This is a genomic window from Streptomyces sp. NBC_00691, assembly GCF_036226665.1.
In the GTDB taxonomy this organism is placed as follows: domain Bacteria; phylum Actinomycetota; class Actinomycetes; order Streptomycetales; family Streptomycetaceae; genus Streptomyces.
The window spans coordinates 5,496,150-5,514,723 of record NZ_CP109007.1 but is presented as its reverse complement, the minus strand read 5'-3'; the positions used below and the strand labels follow the sequence as shown (position 1 = coordinate 5,514,723).

General features: G+C 73.0%; 14 protein-coding genes. 9 read left to right on the top strand and 5 right to left on the bottom strand.

The annotated features are described in order from the left end of the window. Positions 1 to 4: 4 nt before the first annotated feature. Both meaB and OG392_RS25125 read right to left on the bottom strand, forming a co-directional pair. Entirely contained in the window at positions 5 to 961 is a 957-nt protein-coding gene (meaB, locus tag OG392_RS25130) for a methylmalonyl Co-A mutase-associated GTPase MeaB (protein ID WP_329283132.1), read from the bottom strand. A 35-nt stretch (positions 962 to 996) separates the two neighbouring features. After that, the gene (locus OG392_RS25125) at positions 997 to 2,199 is read right to left on the bottom strand and encodes an acetyl-CoA C-acetyltransferase (protein ID WP_329283129.1); all 1,203 of its coding nucleotides are present in this window, start codon (positions 2,197 to 2,199) and stop codon (positions 997 to 999) included. A 137-nt stretch (positions 2,200 to 2,336) separates the two neighbouring features. Between OG392_RS25125 and mce the strand changes: the two genes are divergently transcribed. From mce to OG392_RS25090, 7 genes are all read left to right on the top strand, one after another. Next, positions 2,337 to 2,789, top strand: a complete 453-nt coding sequence (gene mce, locus OG392_RS25120; protein ID WP_329283128.1) for a methylmalonyl-CoA epimerase — start codon at positions 2,337 to 2,339, stop codon at positions 2,787 to 2,789. A gap of 210 nt (positions 2,790 to 2,999) precedes the next feature. Then, the gene (scy, locus tag OG392_RS25115) at positions 3,000 to 7,457 is read left to right on the top strand and encodes a polarized growth protein Scy (RefSeq protein WP_443055097.1); all 4,458 of its coding nucleotides are present in this window, start codon (positions 3,000 to 3,002) and stop codon (positions 7,455 to 7,457) included. 114 nt (positions 7,458 to 7,571) lie between these two features. Further along, positions 7,572 to 8,507, top strand: a complete 936-nt coding sequence (locus tag OG392_RS25110) for a cellulose-binding protein (RefSeq protein WP_329283126.1) — start codon at positions 7,572 to 7,574, stop codon at positions 8,505 to 8,507. Between the two features lie 163 nt (positions 8,508 to 8,670). Continuing rightward, positions 8,671 to 9,639 carry an ABC transporter ATP-binding protein gene (locus OG392_RS25105; protein ID WP_329283124.1) on the top strand — a complete coding sequence of 323 codons (969 nt, stop codon included), beginning with the start codon at positions 8,671 to 8,673 and terminating at the stop codon, positions 9,637 to 9,639. Between the two features lie 3 nt (positions 9,640 to 9,642). After that, on the top strand, positions 9,643 to 10,422 hold the full coding sequence (locus OG392_RS25100) for an ABC transporter permease (RefSeq protein WP_329283122.1): 780 nt from the start codon (positions 9,643 to 9,645) through the stop codon (positions 10,420 to 10,422). 222 nt (positions 10,423 to 10,644) lie between these two features. Further along, complete coding sequence (locus tag OG392_RS25095; RefSeq protein ID WP_329283120.1) at positions 10,645 to 11,799, top strand: ATP-binding cassette domain-containing protein; 1,155 nt, start codon at positions 10,645 to 10,647, stop codon at positions 11,797 to 11,799. Then, complete coding sequence (locus OG392_RS25090; RefSeq protein ID WP_329283118.1) at positions 11,796 to 12,632, top strand: ABC transporter permease; 837 nt, start codon at positions 11,796 to 11,798, stop codon at positions 12,630 to 12,632. Before OG392_RS25095 ends, OG392_RS25090 begins: the two co-directional genes overlap by 4 nt. Before the next feature lie 28 nt (positions 12,633 to 12,660). On the opposite strand, the gene OG392_RS25085 is transcribed toward OG392_RS25090, so the two are convergent. After that, entirely contained in the window at positions 12,661 to 12,993 is a 333-nt protein-coding gene (locus OG392_RS25085) for an ATP/GTP-binding protein (protein WP_329283114.1), read from the bottom strand. Between the two features lie 199 nt (positions 12,994 to 13,192). Here OG392_RS25085 and OG392_RS25080 point away from each other — a divergent pair, with 199 nt between their 5' ends. Next, entirely contained in the window at positions 13,193 to 14,227 is a 1,035-nt protein-coding gene (locus tag OG392_RS25080; protein ID WP_329283112.1) for an LLM class flavin-dependent oxidoreductase, read from the top strand. A gap of 132 nt (positions 14,228 to 14,359) precedes the next feature. On the opposite strand, the gene OG392_RS25075 is transcribed toward OG392_RS25080, so the two are convergent. Then, positions 14,360 to 14,752, bottom strand: a complete 393-nt coding sequence (locus OG392_RS25075; RefSeq protein ID WP_015036224.1) for an SCO5389 family protein — start codon at positions 14,750 to 14,752, stop codon at positions 14,360 to 14,362. A 261-nt stretch (positions 14,753 to 15,013) separates the two neighbouring features. On the opposite strand from OG392_RS25075, the gene nucS reads away from it, so the two are divergent. Beyond that, positions 15,014 to 15,685, top strand: coding sequence for an endonuclease NucS (gene nucS, locus OG392_RS25070; protein WP_329283109.1), 672 nt, complete (start codon positions 15,014 to 15,016; stop codon positions 15,683 to 15,685). Between the two features lie 93 nt (positions 15,686 to 15,778). Here nucS and OG392_RS25065 read toward each other — a convergent pair whose 3' ends face one another. Then, positions 15,779 to 18,463 (bottom strand): ATP-binding protein, encoded by a 2,685-nt coding sequence (locus OG392_RS25065; RefSeq protein ID WP_329283108.1) that lies wholly within the window; start codon positions 18,461 to 18,463, stop codon positions 15,779 to 15,781. Between the last annotated feature and the right edge of the window lie 111 nt (positions 18,464 to 18,574).

The following is an 18,574-nucleotide window of genomic DNA, read 5'->3' as shown; positions in this document are numbered from 1 at the left end:
CCGCTCAGTTGCCCGTCAGGCTCGCGACCAGCTCGTCCGAGGCCGCGTACGGATCGAGCTCGCCCGCCACGATCCGTTCCGCGAGCGCGTCGAGCCGCCGGTCGCCGTGCAGATCGCCGATCCGCTCCCGCAGCGCCGTGACCGCGATGGTCTCGACCTCACGGGCGGCACGGGCCCGGCGGCGCTCCGCCAGGACCCCGCGCTCCTCCAGCCAGGCACGGTGCTTCTCCAGGGCCTCCACGACCTCGTCGATGCCCTCGCCGCGCGCCGCGACCGTCTTGACGATCGGCGGCCGCCAGTCATGGGGACCGCGCGCCTCGCCCAGGCCCAGCATGTGGTTGAGCTCGCGGGCGGTGGCGTCCGCGCCGTCCCGGTCGGCCTTGTTCACCACGTACACGTCGCCGATCTCCAGGATGCCCGCCTTCGCGGCCTGGATCCCGTCGCCCATGCCCGGCGCCAGGAGCACCACCGAGGTGTCGGCCTGGGAGGCGATCTCGACCTCCGACTGCCCGACGCCCACGGTCTCCACCAGGATCACCTCGCAGCCCGCCGCGTCCAGGACGCGGATGGCCTGCGGGGCGGACCAGGCGAGGCCGCCCAGGTGGCCGCGGGTCGCCATGGAGCGGATGTAGACGCCCGGGTCGGAGGCGTGGTCCGACATCCGGACCCGGTCGCCGAGGAGCGCCCCGCCGCTGAACGGCGAGGACGGGTCGACGGCCAGGACGCCGACCCGCTTGCCGGCCCGCCGGTAGGCGGAGACCAGGGCGGACGTCGACGTGGACTTGCCGACGCCGGGCGAGCCCGTCAGGCCCACCACGTACGCGCCGCCGGTGAGCGGCGCCAGCGCCGCCATGACCTCCCGCAGCTGCGGGGACGCCCCCTCCACGAGCGAGATCAGCCGGGCCACGGCCCGCGGCCTGCCCTCCCGTGCCTGGGCGACCAGAGCGGGGACGTCCACCATGTGCAGAGCTCCTTGCCTGACCTTGCCGAGGTGACTTACTTGCCGGCGACGCGGACGATCAGCGCGTCGCCCTGACCGCCGCCGCCGCACAGGGCGGCCGCGCCGATGCCGCCGCCACGCCGCTTGAGCTCCAGGGCCAGGTGCAGCACCACGCGGGCGCCGGACATGCCGATCGGGTGACCCAGGGCGATGGCGCCACCGTTGACGTTCACCTTCTCGGGGGTAACGCCGAGGTCCTTCATTGACTGCACGGCGACCGCGGCGAAGGCCTCGTTGATCTCGATCAGGTCGAGGTCGTCGACGGTCAGACCGTCCTTCTTGAGAGCGTGCAGGATCGCGTTCGAGGGCTGCGACTGCAGCGAGTTGTCCGGGCCCGCCACGTTGCCGTGGGCGCCGATCTCGGCGATCCACTCGAGGCCCAGCTCCTCGGCCTTGGCCTTGCTCATCACGACGACGGCGGCGGCGCCGTCGGAGATCTGCGAGGAGGTGCCGGCGGTGATGGTGCCGTCCTTGGCGAAGGCGGGGCGGAGCTTGCCGAGGGACTCGGCGGTGGTCTCCGCGCGGATGCCCTCGTCCTTGGAGAAGACGACCGGCTCGCCCTTGCGCTGCGGGATCTCGACCGGGGTGATCTCGGCCTCGAAGATGCCGTTCTTCTGCGCGGCGGCGGCACGCTGGTGCGAGAGGGCGGCGACCTCGTCCTGCTCGGGGCGCCGGATGCCCAGACGGCTGTTGTGCTTCTCCGTGGACTCGCCCATGGCGATGTTCTCGAAGGCGTCGGTCAGACCGTCGTACGCCATGGCGTCGAGCATCTCGATGGCGCCGTACTTGAAGCCCTCGCGGGACTTCGGCAGCAGGTGCGGGGCGTTGGTCATCGACTCCTGGCCGCCGGCGACGACCACGTCGAACTCACCGGCGCGGATCAGCTGGTCGGCGAGCGCGATGGCGTCGAGACCCGACAGGCACACCTTGTTGATGGTGAGCGCGGGGACGTTCATGGGGATGCCGGCCTTGACCGCGGCCTGGCGGGCGGGGATCTGGCCGGCGCCCGCCTGGAGCACCTGGCCCATGATCACGTACTGGACCTGGTCGCCGCCGATGCCGGCCCGGTCGAGCGCGGCCTTGATGGCGAAGCCGCCGAGATCGGCGCCCGAGAAGGACTTGAGCGAGCCGAGCAGGCGACCCATGGGCGTGCGGGCGCCCGCGACGATCACTGAGGTGGTACCGGTCGTTCCAGACATGAGGCACGGCCCCTAGGGATGAGAAGTGAACGAGGGTTTACCGCCAATGTACTGAGCGGCGGACCGCCGGGTCACCGGCCGGTCGGTGTGACGGCGCGCACGTTGCGTAACCACCGTCGCGGCGTTGCACTGGAGGCATGCTGACGCGAATCGACCACATCGGGATCGCCTGTTTCGACCTGGACAAGACTGTCGAGTTCTACCGTGCCACGTACGGTTTCGAGGTCTTCCACTCCGAGGTCAACGAGGAGCAGGGCGTCCGCGAGGCCATGCTCAAGATCAACGACACCTCGGACGGCGGAGCCTCCTACCTCCAGCTCCTGGAGCCGACCCGGGAGGACTCGGCGGTGGGCAAGTGGCTCGCCAAGAACGGGGAGGGCGTGCACCACATCGCCTTCGGCACGGCGGACGTGGACGGCGACGCCGACGACATCCGCGGCAAGGGCGTCCGGGTCCTCTACGACCAGCCGCGGATCGGCTCCATGGGCTCCCGGATCACCTTCCTGCACCCCAAGGACTGCCACGGCGTCCTGACGGAACTGGTCACCTCGGCAGAGCCGTCGGCTGACCACTCCTCAGCGGAGCACTGACCACCGGATTCCTGGCCCGGTAGAGTGGGCGACTCCGGGCCGGGGCCGGTCGGGGCCGCTCCGTGCGGCACCGTAGTCGGGATGTCGGGGTCGTCCGATCTGCCACGATTCCCCGGGGGTCCGTCCTCGGCCGTGAGGGCGGTCGTCGGAGTTGCGACCAGGGTTGGGGTCTCCCCTGCTCGAAGAGCTCGGGGAAGGATGGACCGCGCAGTGCGGGGCTACGAACGCCAGGAGAGCCACCGAGCTGAAGACGACCATCTCGCCAGGTTCGAAGCCGAGATGGACCGGCTGAAGACCGAGCGCGAGAAGGCCGTTCAGCACGCCGAGGACCTCGGATACCAGGTCGAGGTCTTGCGCGCCAAGCTCCACGAGGCGCGCCGCACCATCGCGTCCCGACCCGCCTACGACAGCGCGGACATCGGCTACCAGGCCGAGCAGCTGCTGCGGAACGCGCAGGCGCAGGCCGAGCAGCTCCGCCAGGACGCCGAGCGCGAGCTCCGCGACGCCCGCGCCCAGACGCAGCGCATCCTCCAGGAGCACGCCGAGCACCAGTCCCGGCTCCAGGCCGAACTGCACAACGAGGCGGTCCAGCGCCGTCAGCAGCTGGACCAGGAACTCAGCGAGCGCCGGCAGACCGTCGAGGCGCACGTCAACGAGAACGTCGCCTGGGCCGAGCAGCTCCGCGCCCGTACGGAGTCCCAGGCCCGCCGTCTGATGGAGGAGTCCCGCGCGGAGGCCGAGCAGGCGCTCGCCACCGCCCGCGCCGAGGCCACCCGGCTCGCCGAGGAGACCAGTCGGCGCGTGGGCTCCGAGGCCGAGGCCGCCCGCGCCGAGGCCGAAGCGATTCTGCTGCGCGCCCGCAGGGACGCCGAGCGCCTCCTCGGCGCCGCCTCCAGCCAGGCGCAGGAGGCCACCAGCCACGCCGAGCAGCTCCGCTCCACCACGACCGCCGAGACCGACCAGGCCCGCCGCCAGGCCACCGAACTCTCCCGCGCCGCCGAGCAGCGCATGCAGGAGGCCGAGGAGAAGCTGCGCGTCGCGCGCGCGGAGGCCGAGAAGGCCCTCAGCGAGGCCAAGGACGCCGCCGCCAAGCAGCTCTCCACCGCCGAGTCGGTGAACGAGCAGCGCACCCGCACCGCGAAGACGGAGATCGCCCGGCTGGTCGGCGAGGCCACCAAGGACGCCGAGGCGCTCAAGGCCGAGGCCGCCGAGAAGCTCCGCGAGGCGACCGCCGAGGCGGAGAAGCTCGTCGCCGAGGCCTCGGAGAAGGCCCGTACGGTCGCCGCCGAGGACTCCGCCGCCGCACTGGCCAAGGCCGCGCGCAACGCCGAGGAGATCCTCACCAAGGCCTCCGACGACGCCCGGGAGACCACCCGCAAGGCCTCCGAGGAGGCCGAGCGGATCCGTCGCGAGACCGAGGCGGAGATCGACCGGCTGCGCTCCCAGGCCGAGGAGCAGGCGGACGAGCTGCTCGGTTCGGCGAAGGACGACACCAAGGAGTACCGCGCCAAGACGGTCGAGCTGCAGGAGGAGGCCCGCCGGCTGCGCGGCGAGGCCGAGCAGCTCCGCGCCGAGGCCATCGCGGAGGGCGAGCGGATCCGCGGCGAGGCCCGCCGCGAGGCCGTCCAGCAGATCGAGGAGGCGGCCAGCAGCGCCGAGGAGCTCCTCACCAAGGCCCGTACCGACGCCGACGAGATGCGGGCGAAGGCCGGCGTCGAGAGCGAGCGGGCCAAGTCGGAGGCCATGGAGCGCGCCCAGACGCTCCGGACGCAGGCCGAGGAGACCCTGGAGCGCACCCGCGCCGAGGCCGAGCGGCTGCGCGCCGAGGCCGAGGAGCAGGCCGAGGCGGTCAAGGCGGCGGCCGAGGATGCCGCGGCCGGGCTGCGCGCCGACGCCGAGCGGGCCGCCGAGGCCCGCCGTGCCGAGGCCGCCGAGGAGCTGACCCGGCTGCACGCCGACGCCCAGGCGAAGGTCGTGGCGGCCGGGGAGGAGCTCACCGACGCGCGGACCGAGGGCGAGCTGATCCGGCGCGAGGCCGCCGAGGAGACGGAGCGGCTGCGCACCGAGGCCGCCGAGCGCATCCGTACGCTCCAGGAGCAGGCCGAGCAGGAGGCCGAGCGGCTGCGCACCGAGGCCGCGTCGGACGCGTCCACCACGCGCACCGAGGCCGAGAGCGCCGCCGGACGGCTGCGCAAGGAGGCGGCCGAGGAGGCCGAGCGACTGCGGTCGGAGGCACAGGAGACCGCTGACCGGGTACGGGCCGAGGCCGCCGCCGCGGCCGAGCGGGTGGCCGCCGAGGCCGCCGAGGCGCTGGCCGCCGCGCAGGAGGAGGCCGTCCGGCGCCGCCGGGAGGCCGAGGAGACGCTGGAGTCGGCCCGTTCCGAGGCCGGCCGGGAGCGCGCGCACGCCCGCGAGCAGTCCGAGGAGCTTCTCGCCGCGGCCCGCAAGCGCGTCGAGGACGCGCAGGTCGAGGCGCAGCGCCTGGTCGAGGAGGCGGACGCGCGGGCGACCGAGATGGTCACCGTGGCCTCGCGAGCCGCCCAGGAGGTTCGGGACTCGGTGGCGGGTCTGCGCGAGCAGGCCGAGGAAGAGGTCGCCGGGCTGCGCAGCGCCGCCGAGCACGCGGCCGAGCGGACGCGCTCCGAGGCGCAGGAGGAGGCGGACCGGGTCCGCGCCGACGCCTACGAGGAGCGGGAGCGGGCCTCCGAGGACGCCGCCCGCACGCGGACGCGTGCGCAGGAGGAGACGGACGCCGCGAAGGCACTGGCCGAGCGGACGGTCGCCGACGCGATCGCCGAGTCGGAGAAGCTCCGGGCGGACACCGCCGAGTACGCGCAGCGGGTCCGGACCGAGGTGAGCGATTCGCTCGCCGCCTCCGAGCAGGACGCGGCCCGCACCCGGGCCGACGCCCGCGACGACGCGAACCGGATCCGTTCGGAGGCCGCCGAGCGCGCCGAGTCGGTCGTCGGCGAGGCCCGTGCGGAGGCGGACCGGATCGCCGCCGAGGCGGAGCAGACCCTGGACGAGGCCCGTCAGGCGGCGGACAAGCGCCGCGGCGACGCGGCCGAGCAGGCCGACGCGCTGCTCGCGGAGGCCACTTCGGAGGCCGAGCGGCTCACCCGCGAGACGGCCGCCGAGGCCGAACGGCTCACCGCCGAGGCGGTCGAGCTCATGGAGACCGCCGAGCAGGACGCCCGACGCCTGCGCACCGAGGCCGAACAGGTCAAGGCCGACGGGGAGGCGCACGCGGAGGCGCTGCGGGCGGCCGCGGTCGCCGACGCCGAGCAGGTCCTCGACGAGGCCCGCAAGGCCGCCGACAAGCGCCGGAGCGACGCCGCGGAACAGGCCGACGCGCTGCTCGCGGAGGCCACTTCGGAGGCCGAACGGCTCACCCGCGAGACGGCCGCCGAGGCCGAACGGCTCACCGCCGAGGCGGTCGAGCTCATGGAGACCGCCGAGCAGGACGCCCGACGCCTGCGCACCGAGGCCGAACAGGTCAAGATCGACGGGGAGGCGCACGCGCAGGCTCTGCGGAACGCCGCCCTGGCCGACGGCGAGCAGGTCCTCGACGAGGCCCGCAAGGCCGCCGACAAGCGCCGCAGCGACGCCGCGGAACAGGCCGACGCGCTGCTCGCGGAGGCCACTTCGGAGGCCGAGCGGCTCACCCGCGAGGCCGGCGAACTCGTCGATGCCGTCACGGCGGAGGCGCGTGCCGCGGCCGAGGCGACCGTGGGCTCCGCCCAGCAGGACGCCGAGCGGATCCGGGCCGAGTCGGAGCGGCTCAGGGCCGAGGCCGAGGCGGCGGCCGAGCAGATGCGCTCGGAGGCCCGCGAGGAGGCGGACCGGACGCTCGACGAGGCGCGGGAGGCCGGTGCCCGGAAGCGTTCCGACGCGGCCGAGCAGGCCGACCAGCTCATCGGCAAGGCCCAGGAGGAGGCGCTGCGCGCCACCACCGAGGCCGAGGCGCAGGCCGACATGATGGTCGGCGCGGCCCGCAAGGAGGCCGAGCGGATCGTCGCCGAGTCGACCGTCGAGGGCAACTCGCTGGTGGAGAAGGCCCGTACGGACGCGGACGAACTCCTGGTCGGGGCACGCGGGGACGCGACGGCCATAAGGGAGCGGGCCGAGGAGCTGCGGGGCCGGATCGAGGGCGAGATCGAGGAACTGCACGAGCGGGCACGCCGCGAGAGCGCCGAGCAGATGAAGACGGCGGGCGAGCGGGTCGACAACCTGATGAAGGCCGCGACGGAGCAACGGGCCGAGGCCGACGCGAAGGCCAAGGAACTGGTCTCCGAGGCGAGTTCCGAGGCGAGCAAGGTCCGCATCGCCGCGGTCCGCAAGGCCGAGGCGCTCCTCAAGGAGGCCGAGCAGAAGAAGGCCTCGCTCGTCGCGGAGGCCGAGGGCATCAAGGCCGAGGCCGAGCGGGCGCTGGCGGAGGCCCAGGCCGAGGCGGAGAAGACGATCGAGGAAGGCCAGCGCGAACTGGAGGTGCTGGTGCGGCGCCGCAAGGACATCAATGCGGAGATCTCCCGTGTCCAGGACGTACTGGAGGCGTTGGAGTCTTTCGAGACTCCGTCCGCCGGTACGAAGTCCGCCGGGCCGGTCGGCGCCAAGGCGGGCGCGTCAGCGGGGTCCACTCGTTCGAGTGGCAAGCCCCAGGACGGCTAGCCACTCAAAAGGCTGGACATTCTCCAGATCAAACGGGCATACGCTCGATGACACGCCGCTTCGGCCCCTAGGATTCCCTCTAACACCTCACCGGTCTCATTCGACAGGAAACCCATGAGCGACACATCCTCCCCCTTCGGCTTCGAGCTCGTGCGGCGCGGTTACGACCGCGGTCAGGTGGACGACCGCATTACCAAGCTCGTTTCCGACCGCGACAGTGCGCTGTCCCGCATCACCTCCCTGGAGAAGCGCATCGAGGAGCTCCACCTCGAGACGCAGAACGCCCAGGCACAGGTCACCGACGCCGAGCCGTCGTACGCGGGGCTCGGCGCGCGGGTCGAGAAGATCCTCCGGCTCGCCGAGGAGGAGGCGAAGGACCTGCGTGAGGAGGCCCGTCGCGCCGCCGAGCAGCACCGCGAGCTGGCCGAGTCGGCCGCCCAGCAGGTGCGCAACGACGCGGAGTCCTTCGCGGCCGAGCGCAAGTCGAAGTCCGAGGACGAGGGCGTCCGCATCGTCGAGAAGGCGCAGGGCGAGGCCAACACGCTGCGCGCCGAGGCGCAGAAGGACGCGCAGTCGAAGCGCGAGGAGGCGGACGCCCTCTTCGAGGAGACCCGCGCCAAGGCCGCCCAGGCCGCCGCGGACTTCGAGACGAACCTTGCCAAGCGCCGCGAGCAGTCGGAGCGCGACCTGGCCTCGCGTCAGGCCAAGGCCGAGAAGCGCCTCGCCGAGATCGAGCACCGCGCCGAGCAGCTCCGCCTGGAGGCCGAGAAGCTGCGCACGGACGCGGAGCGCCGGGCCCGCCAGACGGTGGAGACCGCGCAGCGCCAGGCCGAGGACATCGTGGCCGACGCGAACGCCAAGGCCGACCGGATCCGCAGCGAATCGGAGCGCGAGCTCGCGGCGCTGACGAACCGCCGCGACTCGATCAACGCCCAGCTGACCAACGTCCGCGAGATGCTGGCGACGCTGACCGGTGCCGCGGTGGCGGCCGCCGGCTCCCCGATCGACGACGAGCGTCCGGCCGGCGTCCCGGCCCAGCAGTCCCGCTGACGCCCGTCCCTCGTACGACCACAACCCGGACGGCCGCCCCCCGTACGGCCGTCCGGGTGGTGGCCGTCGACCTGACGCACTGCCGGTAACGAGTTCGCAGCGTTCCCGAGACCCCCTGTCATTCCGGTGGCGGGGGGTTTTGCGCACCCTTAGGTTGGGACTCATGATCGAGCTTGAGGGCCTGACCAAGCGATACGGGGCGAAGACCGCGGTCGACCATCTCTCCTTCCAGGTGCGTCCTGGGGTGATCACGGGCTTCCTCGGGCCCAACGGGGCGGGCAAGTCCACGACGATGCGGATGATGCTGGACCTGGACAACCCGACGAGCGGGACGGTCCGGATCGACGGCAAGCACTACCGGGAGCTGGAGGAGCCGCTGAAGTACATCGGCGCGCTGCTCGACGCCAAGGCCATGAACGGCGGCCGCTCCGCGTACAACAACCTGCTGTGTCTCGCGCAGTCGAACCGCATCCCGGAGCGCCGGGTGAGCGAGGTGCTGGACCTGGTGGGTCTGACGCCGGTCGCACGGAAGAAGTCGAAGGGTTTCTCCCTGGGCATGGGGCAGCGGCTCGGCATCGCGTCGGCGCTGCTCGGTGATCCCGAGATCCTGATGTTCGACGAACCCGTCAATGGTCTGGACCCCGAGGGAATTCACTGGATCCGCAATCTGATGAAGGCGTTGGCGGCCGAGGGCCGGACGATCTTCGTTTCCAGCCATCTGATGAGTGAAATGGCCCTGACAGCCGATCATCTGATCGTGATCGGGCAGGGAAAGCTGCTGGCCGACACGTCGATGGCGGATTTCATCCAGGAGAATTCCCGCAGTTATGTACGACTGCGCTCTCCTCAGCAGGAGCGGCTCCGGGACCTCTTGCACACGCACGGGTTCATCGCGGTCGAAGCGGGCAACGGCACCCTCGAGGTGGACGGTGCGACGACCGAGAAGCTGGGTGAACTCGCCGCGGAGAACGGGCTCGTGCTGCACGAGCTGAGTTCCCAGCGCGCCTCGCTCGAAGAAGCCTTCATGCAGATGACGGCTGGTGCGGTGGAGTACCACGCGCACGGCACCGATGTACACGGTGGCGCCCCGGCGCCCGGCCCCCAGTGGGGCACGACCTCCCAGGGAGCCTGAACCATGGCAGCGGTATCCGCGGTCCTGCAGTCCGAGTGGACCAAGATCCGGACGGTGTCGTCGACCGTCTGGACGCTGGCGAGCGCCCTCATCGTCACGGTGGCGATCGGTGCGGCACTGTCCGCCGTGTTCAACTCCACCTTCGACGACCTCAGCGAGGTCGAGCGGGCCACCTTCGACCCGACCCTGGTCAGCTTCTTCGGGATGACCCTGGGGCAGCTGGCGATGGTGGTCTTCGGTGTCCTGGTGGTGGGGACCGAGTACTCCTCGGGCATGATCCGCACCTCCCTGGCGGCCGTGCCGCAGCGCGCGACCTTCCTCTTCTCGAAGATCGCGGTGGCGGGCGGGCTCGCGTTCGCCGTGGGTCTCGCGACGAGTTTCCTCTCCTTCTTCCTGGGACAGGCGCTGCTCGGCGAGCACCGGGCCTCGATCGGTGACGACAACGTGCTGCGCGCGGTGATCGGCGGTGGGCTCTACATGGGCCTGATCGCGCTGTTCTCCATGGGCGTGGCGGCGATGCTGCGCTCGTCGATGCTCTCGCTCGGCATCCTGATGCCGTTCTTCTTCCTGGTCTCGCAGATCCTGGCGGCCGTGCCGAAGGCCAAGGAGGTCGCCCGCTACTTCCCCGACCAGGCCGGCTCGAAGATCATGCAGGTCGTGCCGGACGCCATGAACTCGGAGGAGGCTCCGTACGGCCCGTGGGCCGGGCTGGGGATCATGGTGATCTGGGTGGTGGCCGCGCTGGCCGGCGGCTACCTGGTGCTGAAGAAGCGCGACGCCTGAGAGCTCACGGGATCCCCTCGGGGCCCGGCGCCCGGTCCCCCGGGATCCCGTCGGAGCCCCCAGGGGAGAACCCTGACGTTCCCCCGGAGACCGGCCGGAGGCCGTCTCCACTTCGCCGGAACCGTCAATGGCTGGATAAGCTCCTAGCTCATACGGGGGGCTCCGGCCGACGGCCGCCACGCCCCGACCATGGTGCGACCGACCTGTCGATGGGGCTGGAGAATGATCGAGGCAGTCGGCCTGACGAAGCGCTACGGCGCCAAGACGGCCGTGTACAACCTTTCCTTCCAGGTGAGGCCCGGTGTCGTCACCGGCTTCCTGGGGCCCAACGGGTCCGGCAAGTCGACCACGATGCGCATGATCCTGGGCCTCGACCGGCCCACCGCGGGCCATGTCACGATCGGCGGCCATCCTTTCCGGCAGCTGCCGAACGCGCCCCGTCAGGTCGGCGCGCTCCTCGACGCGAAGGCCGTGCACGGCGGGCGGAGCGCGCGCAGCCATCTGCTGTCGCTCGCGCAGCTCGCCGGCATCCCGGCGCAGCGCGTCGACGAGGTCCTCGGGGTCGTCGGCCTCCAGGACGTGGCCAAGCGGCGTTCCAACGGCTTCTCGCTCGGCATGGGCCAGCGGCTCGGCATCGCGGCGGCGCTCCTGGGCGACCCGCAGGTGCTGCTCTTCGACGAGCCGGTCAACGGCCTGGACCCGGAGGGCATCCTCTGGGTCCGCAACCTGATGAAGAAGCTGGCCGCCGAGGGGCGGACGGTCTTCGTCTCCAGCCACCTGATGAGCGAGATGGCCCTCACCGCCGACCATCTGATCGTGATCGGCCGCGGGCAGCTGCTCGCGGACATGAGCGTCACGGACTTCATCTCGGCGAACTCCGCCGACTTCGCCCGGGTGCGGACCCCGCAGACCGATCCGGGGCAGCGGGAGAAGCTGACGGCGGCCCTCATGGAGGCCGGCGGCCAGGTGCTCTCGGAGCCGGACGGCGCGCTGCGGGTGACGGGTCTGGCGCTGCCGAGGATCAGCGACCTCGCGCACGACGCGGACGTACGGCTCTGGGAGCTGTCCCCGCACCAGGCCTCCCTCGAGGAGGCGTACATGCGTCTGACGCAGGGCGCCGTGGACTACCGCTCCACCGACGACCGGCTCGCGCACCTCCAGCCGCCGCAGCAGCCCGGCCACCACGGGTACGGCATGCCGCCGCAGCCGGTGGCGCAGGACGTGCCGCAGCAGGGCTGGTACGCCCCGCCGCCGCCCGGACAGAACCCGTACGCGGGGGCTCCCGGTCAGCCGCCCGTGCCGGGTCCGTACGCCCCTCCGGCCGCCCAGCAGCCGGCCGCCCAGCAGCCGAGCGACACCACCAAGGACGCCCGATGACCGCCCCCGCCCCGCACCACGCTCCGGCGCCGCACTCCTACGTCTCCCCCATCCCGGTCCGCAGGGCGACCCTCGGTGACGCCCTCGCCTCCGAGTGGACGAAGATCCGCTCGGTGCGTTCGACGCTGTGGACGCTCGGCGTCATGGTTCTGCTGATGCTCGTCATCGGCCTGGGCGTGGCGGCGATCGCCGCGAGCTCCGAGGCCCCGATGGGCGAGGAGTCCGCGCTCGGCTTCGGCTTCTTCGGGATGCTGCCGGCCTCGATCTGCGTGATCACCCTCGGCGTGCTGACCATTGCCTCCGAGTACGGCACCGGCATGATCCGTACGACCCTGACGGCCTGCCCGAGCCGGGCCCGGGTGCTCACGGCGAAGGCGATCGTCTTCTTCCTGCTCGTCTTCACGGTGACGACGGTGGTCGCCGCGCTCGTCGGGGCGGGGCAGGTCGCCCTGGTGGACACGGCGGGCGCCCCGACGGCCGGCGAGTGGCTGCGGGCGACCGTCGGTGCGGGCGCCTACCTCGCGATGCTCGGGCTGCTCTCGCTGGCGCTCGGCACGCTGATCCGGCACTCGGCCGGTGCGATCACGGTGATGATCGGCCTGCTGCTGCTGCCGCTGGTGGCGGCCATGTTCATGTTCTCCGAGGCGCTGAAGTCGGTCCAGGAGTGGCTCTTCACGTACGCGATCCCCTCGCAGATGATCGCGCTGTACGCGGCGCAGCCGCCGTTCGGGGACGACGGCCCGGCGGGCTGGGAGCCGCTGCTGATCATGACCGGGGTCGCGGGGATCGCCCTGGCCGGCGCGTTCGCGCTGCTGAACAACCGGGACGTGTGACCGCCCGCCCCCAGCTCCGTACGCCGGCTCAGTACTTCGGCGCGTTCCGGGACCGCTGCACCCTGCTGGTGCGGCGGTCCTTCGCGGTCCAGCAGGCCTTGTGCCAGTGCCGCCGGTCGTCCACTCCCCCGTACTCCGGCCAGGCGACCACGTGGGGGGCGCCGCCGGGGATCTCCTGGTCGCAACCGGGGCAGCGGTAGCGCTTGCCCGGCGCGCTCGCCCCGGCGACCAGGCGGACGTACCACTCCTCGCCCTGCCAGGTCTCGGTGCGCTGCACTCCGCCGTACCGGTCGCCGTGGTCGCCCTGCTGCTGCTGCTCGGGCTTCTCGCCGCCTCGGGAACGGTTGTGGCGCGGGGACACGGGCACACCTCACGGGGTCTGGGAACACGGACCGTTCCCTCAAGCCTACGGGCCGCCATGCGGTGCCCCGGGCCCCGTCCGCGAGGGCTTAGCCGAAAATCGCAAGAACTTCATGAACGGCCGTTGCCTTTGGCACGTGTCAGACGTTGGTGCCAGTGCGAGGGGAGTTACGCGTCGGCCGCAGAGGAGGCACAAGGCGATGCGCGTGGGTACGTTCGTTCTGGCAGCCCAGTTCCCGGGCCAGGGACAGGGTGAGGCCCTGCACCGGGCGGTGCGGACCGCCGAGGTCGCCGAGGAGGCGGGCCTCGACTCGGTCTGGCTGGCCGAGCACCACTTCGTGCCGTACGGGGTCTGCCCCTCGGCCGTGACACTGGCCGCGCTGCTCCTGGGCCGCACCCGGCGGCTGCGGGTGGGCACGGCGGTGAGCGTGCTGCCGAACGTCCACCCGGTCGCCCTGGGCGAGCAGGCGGCGCTGCTGCACCTCACCTCGGGCGGCAGGTTCACCCTCGGGGTGGGCCGGGGCGGCCCCTGGGTGGACCTGGAGGTCTTCGGCGCCGGCCTCGACGCGTACGAGAACGGCTTCCCCGAAGCCCTCGACCTGCTGCTGCGCTGGCTCTCCGAGCCCCGGGTGGGCTCCGAGGGAGATCGATTCGCCTTCCGCGAGGTGGCGGTGGTGCCGCGCGCCGACGAACTGATCGGCGGGGACCCGGCTCCGGAGGTCGTGGTGGCCTGCACCTCGCCGAAGAGCGTGCGGCTGGCCGCCGAGCGCGGACTGCCGATGCTGCTCGGGATGCACTGCGGCGATGAGGAGAAGGCCGAGATGGTCACGGCCTGGGCGCGCGGCGCGCGGGAGGCCGGGCGGGACCCGGACGAGATCGCGCGGATCGGCTCCCAGCACGTGTCGGCGGGGGTGGCCCAGCTGGCGGACCGGGCCGCGGACGCGGCCGAGTCGCTGGTGAAGGCGATGCCGGGCTGGCTGAAGCAGGGCCTCGACGCGCATGTGACGGTCGACGGCCGGCACCGGGCGATGCGGGACCCCGTGGCGTACACGGAGCTGCTGTGCGACCTGCACCCGGTGGGCACCCCGCGGCGCGCGGCGGACCGGCTCGCGGCGACGGCGGAACGCACGGGCATCACCCGCTTCGCCCTGCTCGCCGAGGGCACGGGCGACCTCGCGTCGACCGAGGAGAACGTGCGGCGGCTCGGCGCGGAGGTCCTGCCGCTGCTCGTCTGACCGTACGGACGGACGTGCGGACCGTACGGACCCAAGGCGGTGCCGTGCTGCCGCTCCGGCATCTCCGCGCGGCGATGCGCGTCGACACGCATCGATCGCGTCTCCCGCGATGGGGAGCGGCAGCACCATGTCTCAGCAGTCGCGCAGTTCCGGCGACTGGTTCAGCAGCTGGCCCCGTACGGACGTGAAGCGGGCGAGCCGCTCGTCCACCGACGGGTCCAGCGGGAAGACCGCCACGCGGTGGCAGTTCTGGAAGGCGAGACGCACCCCGAAATGCCGCTGCAGCGCACCACGAATGGCGTCGCTCGCGAGCGCGCGCAGCAGCTGACCACGTGCCTGCTCATTCGGCGGCGGCGTCTGGTTGTCGGCGAACTCTCCGCCGTCGACCTTCAGCTGAGCCACCAGAGAACTGATCATCTCCCATGCGTAGGGCAGGGAGGTCCGGACGCAGTCGACGAAGTCGGCTTCGTCGACCTCGCCTCGCTCGGCCTGTTCCAACAGTGCCGGTGAGACGTCGAGCGACATGGGTTCTCCTCTCGCGACCCCGCGGACGGGGTCTTGCGGGCAGGGGCGAAGGCCGGGCCGTCCGCCACGCAGCGTGCACGGACGACGACCTCCAGCTTCCACGGTAAGCGCGCAGTCCTGCACGCACCAGGAGATGGCGAACACAACCGGCTGATAACCGACGGGTGTTCGGCTCAGGATCATGCCCGGAGGGGTCCCCGGGAGGAGCGGGACGGCGCCCGAATCGCGCGGAAGAGCGCCCGTCTTGTAGCGTTGCCGACCATGCGTCTCGTCATTGCCCGTTGCTCCGTGGACTACGCGGGCCGGCTCACGGCCCACCTGCCCTCCGCGCCCCGTCTGATCCTCATCAAGGCAGACGGCAGTGTCTCCATCCACGCGGACGACCGGGCGTACAAACCGCTCAACTGGATGTCCCCGCCCTGCACCCTCAAGGAGGGCACCGACGGCGAGGCGGGCGTCTGGACCGTGATCAACAAAGCGGGCGAGAAACTGATCATCACGATGGAGGAGATCCTCCACGACTCCTCGCACGAACTGGGTGTGGACCCGGGTCTCATCAAGGACGGCGTCGAGGCGCACCTCCAGGAACTGCTCGCCGACCGCATCGAGACCCTCGGCGAGGGCTACACCCTGATCCGCCGCGAGTACCCGACGGCGATCGGTCCGGTGGACATCCTCTGCCGGGACTCGGACGGCGCGACCGTCGCGGTCGAGATCAAGCGGCGCGGAGAGATCGACGGCGTCGAGCAGCTGACCCGCTACCTGGAGCTGCTCAACCGCGATCCGCACCTCGCCCCGGTGCGGGGCGTCTTCGCGGCGCAGGAGATCAAGCCGCAGGCCCGGGTCCTCGCGACGGACCGCGGGATCGGCTGCGTGGTCCTGGACTACAACGCGATGCGGGGCATCGAGGACGACAAGCTGCGCCTGTTCTGACGGACGGCGACGGCGGTACGGGGACGGCCCCGGGTGCGGTGAACGCGCCCGGGGCCGTCCCCGTCTCCGTCCGCGGGTGCTCGTCGGCTCCCGTCAGGCCGGCGGCTCGGAAGCGGTGACCTCGCCGGGGGCGGGCGGGCCGCCGAGGGACGAGGAGGCGGAGATGCTGGGGCTGTTCTCCTCCGACGGCGGATCGGTCGTGGGCGGGGGCGTCGTGGGCGGCGTCGTCGGCGGCGTCGTCGGCGGGGTGGAGGGAGGCGTCGTCGGCGGCGTCGTGGTCGGAGGCTTCGGGCTCGACGGCTTGGTGCTCGTCGGCCGTGGGGTCGGCCTCGTCGGCGATGCGGTCGTTCTGGGCGGTGTGGTCGTCGAAGGGCTGTCCGAGGACGACGGGGTGCCGGAGCCGTCCGGGGCGCCCGAGCTCGACGTCCCCGTCGGGTCCGACGGGGAGGTGCTCCCGGAGGCGGAGGGGCTCGGGGAGCCGGAACGGGTGGGCCGGCCGGTCTCGCCGGGCTCCCCCTCCTCGCCCTCGGCCGGCTGCTCCTCGCCGTCGATGCCGTCGTCGGTGGTGTCGTCGGTGGCCGTGCTGTCGGAGGTGACGCGGTTGGTGGCCGGGTCCTCGCCGTTGCCGGAGGTGGCGCCGAGGGTCACGACGGTGCCGAGGACGGCGACGAGGAGCGCGCCCGCGCCGACGGCGGCGAGGTTGCGGCGCGCGCCGTTGATGATGCCGCCGCGGAGGCTCGGGCGCCCGGTGCCCTTGTCGGCGTCGGGGCGGGTGATGAGCGTCGGGCCCTCGTCGGCGAAGTCGGGGAACGCCGGCATCGGGGACCGCGCCGGTCCTCGCCCGGGTACGCCGGCCGGCGGGGTGTGGCCCTTGGCGCCCGCCCCTCCCGCGGCTCCGCCGGGCGGCGGCGTCGGGAAGGGCTCGGGGGCCGGTCTGCGTCCGGGGCCGCGCAGGGAGGGGATGCCGCGGGGCGGCGAGACGGGTTCCTCGGCACGGGTCGCGGCCGGGGTGGCGTGCTCCCCGGAGAGGTCGGCGACCAGGGCGAGCGCCCGGCGTCCCGCGACGGTGCCGCGCTTGTCGGCGAGCACGCCGCGCATGCCGATGGAGGCCTCCAGCTCGGCGCGGGCCCGCTCCAGGTTTCCGGCGCAGAGGGCGAGCACCCCGAGCTCGTGGTGGAAGTAGGCCTCCTCGGCGACCTCCCCGGTGAGCCGGGCGGCCTCCTGTCCGGCGCGCAGGGCCCGCTCCCAGGCGCCCCAGTGCAGTCCGGCGGCGAAGGCGGGGGCCGCGGCGCGGGCGAGGAGGACGGCGGTGGCGCGGTGTTCCGCCTCCGTCTCGGGGTCGCCTCCGGTGCCGGCGACGAGGGCGGACAGCGCGGCGAGGAGGGCGTCGGACTCGGCGGCGGCCCGGTCGGGGGTGACGGAGGGGTGGGCGGCCCACCAGGCGTAGTGCTGGGCGACGGTGTGGGCGCGGTCGGCGGCGGCGCCGTCCGGCTCGTACCCCTGGGCGAGCAGCTGGGTGAGGACCCCGGCGGCCAGCCGGTAGCGGGGTCCGACCGGGGAGAGCAGGCCGCAGGCCCGCAGCTCGCCGAGGGCGGCGTCGGCGTGGGTGTCGCCGACGAGGGCAGGCAGATGGGCCTGGTGCGGGACCTCGCCGCCGAGGGCGACGGCGAAGCGCAGCGCGGTCTGGGCGGAGCGGCTGAGGCGGGAGGCGAGCAGCGCGGCGGGGGCGGCGCCCTCGCCGAGGCTGGGCAGGGGTATCTCGCGCAGTTCGACGTCGGGGTCGTCGACTCCGTCGAAGGCCGCCGCGGCGACGGCCGCGGCCGCTTCGGGGTCGGTCGGGCCGAAGGCCTCCTCCAGGGCGCCGAAGGCGTCGAACTCGGCGGGGGTGACGCGGAGCCGGTCGCGCTGCCGGAGGAGGGCGCCGGCCTGGACGAAGCGGAGCGGCAGGCCCTCGGACTCGAACCACAGGTCGCCGGCCCAGTTGGCCTCGTCGTCGGTGAGGGTGCGGCCGACGGCGCTCTCCAGGAGCTTGAGCGCGGCACCGCGGCCGAGGCCGGCGAGGTGGATGTCCTCGATGGCGGCGTCGGAGGAGGGGGCGGGGGTGTCGGGTCCGGAGGCGAGCAGGAAGGCGCACTCGGGGGCGGCGGCGAGGAACTCGTCGAGGGCGGCGCCGCCGAACTCCAGGTCGTCGACGACCACGACGGCGCCGATCTCGCGGAGCCGGTCGTGGAGCACGGCCCGGCCGGGCCGGTGGTCCGGGGCGTACCGGACGGCGGCGAACAGCTCGTGGAGGAGTTCGGCCGGGGTGCGGTGGTGTCCGGAGAGCCGGACGACTCCGTCGGGCGCGAGGTCGGCGCAGTCGGCGGCGACGGCGTCGAGGAGGGCGGTGCGGCCCGAGCCGGCGGGGCCGCTGAGGCGGGCGGAGCGGCCGCGGCCGAGGATGCCGACGAGGCGCTCGCGCTCCTCCTGGCGTTCGAGGAGGGGCAGGGCGGGGGCGGCGGGGCCCGGCGGTACGGGCGGGGCGGCGGCGCGGGCGGTCTCGGCGCGCTCCTCGGCGGTACGGGGGCGGGGGGCCGCGGGTTCGTGGCCGGGCGGGCAGGGTTCGATCTCGCTGCCGTCGACCGGGTTGACGGTGACGAGGAGGTCGCCCGAGACGAGCTGGACGACGCGGGCACGCGCGGGTGCGGGGGCCGGGGCGGGGGCGCCGCGACCCTGGCGGGCTTCGTCGCCCTCGCCGTCGTGTCCGTACTCCTCCGGCCCCCGGTTGATCGGGTCCATGGTCCAAGCCCCCAAGAAGCGGTGTCCGGTGCCCGCCGGGTGGGTCCGTCAATGTGCAGGCGACCGAACCCTAGACCGTGGTCAGGCGCTCGGGAACAGGTGGGGTGCTCA

Excerpts from the sequence above, each read along its gene's own strand:
- OG392_RS25065 (WP_329283108.1), bottom strand. The coding sequence starts at position 18,463 with ATGGACCCGATCAACCGGGGGCCGGAGGAGTACGGACACGACGGCGAG.
- meaB (WP_329283132.1), bottom strand. The coding sequence starts at position 961 with ATGGTGGACGTCCCCGCTCTGGTCGCCCAGGCACGGGAGGGCAGGCCG.
- OG392_RS25095 (WP_329283120.1), top strand. The coding sequence starts at position 10,645 with ATGATCGAGGCAGTCGGCCTGACGAAGCGCTACGGCGCCAAGACGGCC.
- OG392_RS25105 (WP_329283124.1), top strand. The coding sequence starts at position 8,671 with ATGATCGAGCTTGAGGGCCTGACCAAGCGATACGGGGCGAAGACCGCG.
- nucS (WP_329283109.1), top strand. The coding sequence starts at position 15,014 with ATGCGTCTCGTCATTGCCCGTTGCTCCGTGGACTACGCGGGCCGGCTC.
- OG392_RS25075 (WP_015036224.1), bottom strand. The coding sequence starts at position 14,752 with ATGTCGCTCGACGTCTCACCGGCACTGTTGGAACAGGCCGAGCGAGGC.
- OG392_RS25110 (WP_329283126.1), top strand. The coding sequence starts at position 7,572 with ATGAGCGACACATCCTCCCCCTTCGGCTTCGAGCTCGTGCGGCGCGGT.
- mce (WP_329283128.1), top strand. The coding sequence starts at position 2,337 with ATGCTGACGCGAATCGACCACATCGGGATCGCCTGTTTCGACCTGGAC.
- OG392_RS25125 (WP_329283129.1), bottom strand. The coding sequence starts at position 2,199 with ATGTCTGGAACGACCGGTACCACCTCAGTGATCGTCGCGGGCGCCCGC.
- OG392_RS25090 (WP_329283118.1), top strand. The coding sequence starts at position 11,796 with ATGACCGCCCCCGCCCCGCACCACGCTCCGGCGCCGCACTCCTACGTC.
- OG392_RS25100 (WP_329283122.1), top strand. The coding sequence starts at position 9,643 with ATGGCAGCGGTATCCGCGGTCCTGCAGTCCGAGTGGACCAAGATCCGG.
- OG392_RS25080 (WP_329283112.1), top strand. The coding sequence starts at position 13,193 with ATGCGCGTGGGTACGTTCGTTCTGGCAGCCCAGTTCCCGGGCCAGGGA.